Raw genomic sequence first — 6,292 nt, 5'->3', positions numbered from 1 at the left:
ACGGCGTGGGCCTCGGACGCGGTCACGAACACGATGGACGGCGGCTCGGACAGCACACTGAGTACCCTGGCCACGTCCATGCCGTCCAGCCCGGGCATGAGGATGTCCAGGAACGCCGCGTCGATGGTGGTGGTCCCCAGCAGCCGCACGGCGGTGGCGCCGTTGTCGGCCACGAGGACCTCCGCGACCTCGGGCATGTCACCGAGCAGGGACGCCATCTCCTCGCGGGTGGACGCCTCGTCCTCGACCACCAGTACCCTGAGCTCGGGTTTCACTGCGCCACCACCCCCCTGGTGAATCTGGGTACGCGCACGGTCACCTTCGTTCCCTCGCCCGGCGCGGTCTCGATCACCAGACCGTACTCGGGTCCGTAGACGGTTCGCAGCCGCTGGTCCACGTTGGCCAGGCCGACGCTGCGCGACTCCGGCCCCGTCCCCGCCAGCAGGGCGCGGGCCAGGTCGGGGTGCATGCCGACCCCGTCGTCCTCGATCTCGATGACGCACAGCGGTCCCTCGCCGAACCCCGAGACGCTGATGTGGCCCCGGCCCTCCTTGCGTTCCAGACCGTGCCGGATCGCGTTCTCCACGATCGGCTGCACGACCAGGAAGGGTATGGCCACGGGCAGCACCTCCGGCGCCATCCGCACGGTGATGTCCAGACGGTCGTGGAAGCGGGCCCGCTGGAGTTCCAGGTAGGTCTGGGTGGCCTCCAACTCCTCCGAGAGGGTCGCGTAGTCCCCCTTCTCCGAGAAGCCGTAGCGCAGGTAGTCGGCGAAGTCCGACAGCAGGTGGCGGGCCCGGTCGGGATCGGTGCGCACCAGGGCGGCGATCACCGCGAGGGCGTTGTGCACGAAGTGCGGGGAGATCTGCGCCCGCAGGGTGCGCAGGTCGGCGGCGGCGATCCGCGCGCGGGCCCGGCGCAGCGCCGCGTGGTCCAGGCAGTCGGACACCAGCGCGGCGGCGGCCTCCACGTCGGCCTCCACGGGGTGGCCCGAGGCGACCAGGGCGCCGGACAGTTCGTCGGCCACGGTCAGGGGGACGGCGCACACCGAGGTCCCGTCGGCGAGGCGTACGCGCGCGTTGCTGCCGTACTCGAAGACCTGGGCGAGCAGACCGTCGATCTCCGCGGGGTCGGGGTCGGTACCGCTCCCGACCACCGGACCGTCCAGGTCGGCCAGCACGACGCCGTCGACGGCCAGGAGGTGGCGCAGCCGTCTGGCCGCGGAGGAGACCCTCCTTCCGTGCAGCCCGTCGCGGAGGTCGACGCCGAGGGCGTGGACCTGGCGCATCAGGTCGACGTTCGCCCGCTGCTCCGACGGTGCTGGGCGCCGTCGGGAGGGGGACATCCGCGACAGCCAGCGGTATGACACGGAACGACCCTATCCCAGCGGTCTGTGCCGACGCTCACGTTGTGGGGTCCGCCTTTCGAATCGTGACGCAAATGCTCACCTGGCCGAACAGGAGGCCGGGCCCGTCACCGGGAGGGTGACGGGCCCGGGGAGCGCTCGGGGCGGTGGCCGTTCCGGGGAGGGTGGGCCCCGGTCGGAGTGAGCCACCGGTGGCCACCCCGAGCACGGGCCGAAGCGAAGCGGAGGCCCGAGGCAGATACTGCCTGGTGGCCGGCCGCCCGCTAGTGGTCGGCCGCCTTCTCCGCGCCCGCGCCGGTCAGGGCACGGACCTGGAGCATCGCGAACTTGTCGAAGTCACGCTCCTTGGACGTCAGCGTGCCGACGATCGCGCACAGGAGGCTGATCGGCACCGACACCAGGGCCGGGTTGGGCAGCGGGAACCAGGCGAAGTCCGCGTTCGGGATGAGCGCGGTCTCGCTGCCGGAGACCACCGGCGAGAAGAACACCAGGCCCACGGCGCTGATCAGACCGCCGTAGATACCCCAGAGGGCACCGGAGGTGTTGAACCGCTTCCAGAACAGGCTGAGCAGCAGGGTCGGCAGGTTGGCCGAGGCCGCGATCGCGAACGCCAGCGCGACCAGGAAGGCCACGTTGAGGGACTGGGCGAACACGGCCAGGACGACCGCGACCACACCGACGCCGAGGGCGGAGAGCCGGGCGACCCTGACCTCCTCCGAGCCCGTGGCCCTCCCCTTGCGCAGGACCGAGTTGTAGAAGTCGTGCGCGATGGAGGACGAGGAGGCGATGACCAGCCCCGCCACGGTGGACAGGATGGCCGCGAAGGCGGCGGCGGAGATGAGCGCGAGCAGGACCGAGCCCACCATGTCGCCGCCGATGGTCTCGCCGACCGCTCGGGCCAGCTGCGGCGCGGCCGTGTTGCCCGCCGCGTTCTGGGCCGTGATGGCCTCGTGGCCGACGATGGCCGCGGCGCCGAAGCCCAGCACCAGGGTCATCAGGTAGAAGGTGCCGATGAGGCCGATGCCCCAGTTGACCGACTTACGGGCGCCCTGGGAGTCGGGAACGGTGTAGAAGCGGATGAGGATGTGGGGCAGACCGGCCGTACCCAGCACCAGGGCCATGCCCAGGCTGATCAGGTCCAGCTTGTTCCACATGGTCTGCACCGGGTCGCCCTCGACCTCCACGCCGTAGCGCAGGCCGGGCTCCAGGAAGCCCTCCTGGCCGCTGGCCGCGGCGGCGTCGCTCATCAGGGCGCCCAGGTTGAAGCCGTACAGCGACAGGGTCAGCAGGGTGAGCAGCGCGGCACCCGACATGAGGATGACGGCCTTGATGATCTGCACCCAGGTGGTGCCCTTCATACCGCCGAAGGTCACGTAGATCGTCATCAGCAGGCCGACGACCACGATGCCGACGATCTTGGCGGTGGCGGCGTCCATGCCCAGGAAGGTCTGGCCGGGCTGGATGCCCAGCAGCAGGGCGATGAGCGCGCCCGCGCCGACCATCTGCGCGAGCAGGTAGAAGATCGACACCACGATCGTGGAGACCGAGGCGGCGGTCCGGACCGGACGCTGCCGCATCCGGTAGGACAGCACGTCGCCCATGGTGTAGCGGCCGGAGTTGCGCAGCAGCTCCGCGACGAGCAGGAGGGCGACCAGCCAGGCGACGAGGAACCCGATGGAGTAGAGGAAACCGTCGTAGCCGAACAGGGAGATCATGCCCGCGATGCCCAGGAAGGACGCGGCGGACATGTAGTCACTGCCGATGGCCAGGCCGTTCTGGAGCGGGGAGAAGCCGCGCCCGCCCGAGTGGAAGTCGGTGGCGGAGCGGGTGTTGCGACCGGCCCAGACGGTGACGCCGAGGGTGGCCGCGATCATGAGGAGGAAAAGGCCGAGCGTGACGATACGGCTGCTGTCGCTGACCGTCTCGGTCGCTTCCTGAGCGAGGATCATCGTCCGCCCTCCTTGCCCGCGGAGCTGTGGTGGAGCTCGTCGCGCAGCTCGACCGCCTGGGCGTCGAGCCTGCGGCGCGCGTAGTTCGTGTACAGGATCGCGATCCCGAAGGTGGACAAGAACTGGAGGACACCGAAGACCAGCGCCACGTTGACGTTGCCGAAGAGCACGGTGCCCATGAAGTCGCGCCCGTAGGCGGACATGAGCACGTAGAGCAGGTACCACGCCATGAAGGCGATGCTCATCGGGAAGATGAAGGTGTAGAGCCGCTTCCTGAGCTCGACGAAGCGCGGATCGCCGTGCATGGCGACGTAGTCCTCGCGGCTGACGACCTCGTCACCGTCCCCGTTGGCGGGCGGCGGGGCCGGATCCTTCGCGGACCTGTCTGCTGACATTGTGGGTTGTACCTCCGGGGGGATCGGCGTGCAGCCGGTGCGACGTTGTCACTCCTGTGTGATGTGGATTACCTGGAACTGTAAGGAGCGACACTCCTCCGCAGGGAGGGTGGACGCACGCACGCGCGCCGAACGCGGAGGAGCAGCGTCGAGCGGTCGCCCAGCGCGCGACGAACGGTCGGCACGCGCGCCGAACGGTCGCCGAGCGGCTCCGGTCCAGACCAGCGGCCCCCGTCGTCCGCGCGTTCGGGCCCGGAAGCGGTCTGTGGAGGGGAGTCCCGGCACGGGCGGGCCCGGGGCTCGCGGTGGCCGGTGGGAGGACGGCCACCAAGGGGTCCGGCGGGGGGAGGTCCGGTCCGGGGAGACGCGAAGCACGCGAGCCCGCCCGGCCCCGTGGTGAGACACACCTTCGGCGGGCCCGGAACGCCCGCCCGGCTCCGGGCGTTGTACCTTACGCACCATCACCGCCGTCGCGGGTCTCCCGCGTCGGCGCGATCCGAGAGACCCCGGACGAGGTGCGCCGTACCCGGTGACGACAAGACGGCGCTTCGACAACGCACGTCACACGTCACGGAGGTGGGCACCATGGCCTGGATCGTTCTGGTGATCTCGGGGTTCCTGGAGACCGCGTGGGCGACCGCGCTCAGCGCGTCCCAGGGGTTCACCCGGCTGTGGCCGTCGGTGACCTTCGGGGTCACCCTGTTCCTGAGCATGGCCGGTCTGGCCTACGCGCTGCGCACCATCCCCGTGGGGACCGGTTACGCGGTCTGGGTGGCGATCGGCGCCGTCGGCACCGCTCTGGTGGGCATGTTCTTCCTCGGTGAGGGCTTCAGCGTTCCCAAGGCGCTGTGCCTGGTGCTCATCGTCTCGGGCGTCGTGGGCCTCAAGCTCCTGCACTGAGGCCCTCTCGGAAGGACGTCTCCACTTCCCACCGAGGACAGGAGCAACACGTCGTACGGCCGGGGCCGGCGCGCCGGTCGGTCTCCAACGGGGCTCCGTCCGGGACCACAGGTCCCAGCCCCTGTTCGCGGCACTGGTGCAGGTCCGGGAGCTGGTGGGCCAGGAGGTCGCCGCCTTCGTGCGGGTGGCGGTAGCCGGTGCATGGGAGACGCCGACGTCCCCGGCTGGGCGGTGCGCGCGGCCGCGCTGGCGGAACCGGCGCGGTACGGGCAACCAACGCGAGGCCTCTGGTACGTGGACGACCTTGTGGGGCCCGCCCCAGGGGCCTCACGTCCTCGTAGTGGTCCGGGCCGGTCGGGCGTCCCGCCCGCTTCTGCGAGGGCCATTTCGTGGAGAAAAGTAAGTATGTCTGCATTGACATAATTTTTTATACAGTGACCGTTTTAGGTCTTCGTAGCTGTGCCCACGAGTCCTACGTCCAGAAGGGAACAAGCGACGTGACCTCGGAAACATCCCCCTCGCCCTCCGAGCCCGGAGAGGTGGACGTGCCCCTTACCCGGACGGGATCGGGACGATCGACCGGCGTCTTCGTCGCGGTGTCGGTCCTGTTCTCCGTTTCCGGGTACGCCACTCTCCGCGTTGAAGAGCCCTTCATCATGGCCTTCGGAGCAGCGGTTACGGGGGGTCTGCTGCTGTTCTGGGTACTCAGCGCCGTGCGTCGACGCCTCCGTCGTTCAGGCAATCAGCAGGCTGCCGAGGTCGCTCCGCGCAAGGGCTTTCTGGCGCAGGTGATCGGTGAAGTCGCTGCTGCGGAGAGGGGGAGGAAGAAGGAGCAGCAGGAGCGTGTCCGAACGCGGATCCACACGCCCACGGAGGCCGAGCGTTTCGTGGCCGGGTGGCTGCGAGACAGGGGTTTCCGGGGTGCTCGGACCACGCCCCCGTCGGGGGACGCGGGGATCGACGTCAGCGCGTCGGGCGTCTCCGTGCAGGTTAAGCGCTACAGCACCAACGCGGTCGGGCGCCCCGAACTACAGCAGCTGGTTGGTGCGGCCCCGGTCGGTGACACCGCTGTCTTCTTCACATCGTCGCGGTACACGGCGGCCGCAGCCGAGTACGCCAACCAACGAGACGTCGCGCTGTTCACGTTCGACTCCGAGGCGGGCTATCCGGTGCGTGCGGTGAACAGAGCGGCGGAGCGGCTTCTTCGCAACCGACGTGCCCGGAAGTGAGGAGCAACCGGTCACCTTCGCGCCGCGCCGACATCCGAACCCCGACCGGACCGTCGTGGCGGCTCACCCCCACCCACACCAGGAGTCCAGGCCCGCCCGCGACAGCCCCGGCCCCCTCCCGGGTGTCGGGGCCGAGTCTTGTGCGTCGGGGGCGCCCTCCCGGACCCCGCCGTGCCCCGGCAGCCGGGCCGGGCCGCCCAGCGTCAGTCTTCGCCGCCCGTCCAAGAACGGCACAAGCCGCGTGCCGACCTCGTTCGACAGCGTCGTGTCCTGTCCCCGAACGGCGGGCTTCCAGGTCCGGAACCAAGGGCCGGTCTTTGACGACTCCCCGGAGCACCGGGGGTGTTGGCGCACCCGCCGGGGCCAGTCGTGCCTCACCCCCCCGCATGCGCGGGGAGGACCTCATCGCACTGAGCGGTGTCGTCCCGGGACCTTCGCACGTGGCCCGAACCA

General features: G+C 70.1%; 6 protein-coding genes and 1 riboswitch. Of the genes, 2 read left to right on the top strand and 4 right to left on the bottom strand.

All coding sequences use genetic code 11. The annotated features are described in order from the left end of the window. The 4 genes from D455_RS0126015 to D455_RS0126000 all read right to left on the bottom strand — a co-directional run. Positions 1–275: LytR/AlgR family response regulator transcription factor (locus D455_RS0126015; protein WP_017573596.1), on the bottom strand; the 275-nt coding region annotated here is incomplete at its 3' end. Next, entirely contained in the window at positions 272–1,288 is a 1,017-nt protein-coding gene (locus tag D455_RS0126010; protein ID WP_017573595.1) for a sensor histidine kinase, read from the bottom strand. The genes D455_RS0126010 and D455_RS0126015, both read right to left, overlap by 4 nt. Positions 1,289–1,629: 341 nt before the next feature. Continuing rightward, positions 1,630–3,315, bottom strand: coding sequence for a solute symporter family protein (locus tag D455_RS0126005; RefSeq protein WP_017573594.1), 1,686 nt, complete (start codon positions 3,313–3,315; stop codon positions 1,630–1,632). Continuing rightward, complete coding sequence (locus tag D455_RS0126000) at positions 3,312–3,710, bottom strand: DUF485 domain-containing protein (RefSeq protein WP_017573593.1); 399 nt, start codon at positions 3,708–3,710, stop codon at positions 3,312–3,314. Before D455_RS0126000 ends, D455_RS0126005 begins: the two co-directional genes overlap by 4 nt. Positions 3,711–4,200: 490 nt before the next feature. Beyond that, positions 4,201–4,260, top strand: a riboswitch (guanidine-III (ykkC-III) riboswitch). 35 nt (positions 4,261–4,295) lie between these two features. Between D455_RS0126000 and D455_RS0125995 the strand changes: the two genes are divergently transcribed. After that, on the top strand, positions 4,296–4,610 hold the full coding sequence (locus D455_RS0125995; RefSeq protein WP_017573592.1) for a DMT family transporter: 315 nt from the start codon (positions 4,296–4,298) through the stop codon (positions 4,608–4,610). Positions 4,611–5,107: 497 nt separating this feature from the next. Then, entirely contained in the window at positions 5,108–5,839 is a 732-nt protein-coding gene (locus D455_RS32350; RefSeq protein WP_026122986.1) for a restriction endonuclease, read from the top strand. Positions 5,840–6,292 lie beyond the last annotated feature (453 nt).

Origin of the sequence: Nocardiopsis halotolerans DSM 44410 (assembly GCF_000341065.1) — a bacterium.
In the GTDB taxonomy this organism is placed as follows: domain Bacteria; phylum Actinomycetota; class Actinomycetes; order Streptosporangiales; family Streptosporangiaceae; genus Nocardiopsis; species Nocardiopsis halotolerans.
This window is presented reverse-complemented; position numbering and strand designations above follow the sequence as displayed.

Excerpts from the sequence above, each read along its gene's own strand:
- D455_RS0126010 (WP_017573595.1), bottom strand. The coding sequence starts at position 1,288 with ATGCGCCAGGTCCACGCCCTCGGCGTCGACCTCCGCGACGGGCTGCAC.
- D455_RS0126005 (WP_017573594.1), bottom strand. The coding sequence starts at position 3,315 with ATGATCCTCGCTCAGGAAGCGACCGAGACGGTCAGCGACAGCAGCCGT.
- D455_RS0126000 (WP_017573593.1), bottom strand. The coding sequence starts at position 3,710 with ATGTCAGCAGACAGGTCCGCGAAGGATCCGGCCCCGCCGCCCGCCAAC.
- D455_RS0125995 (WP_017573592.1), top strand. The coding sequence starts at position 4,296 with ATGGCCTGGATCGTTCTGGTGATCTCGGGGTTCCTGGAGACCGCGTGG.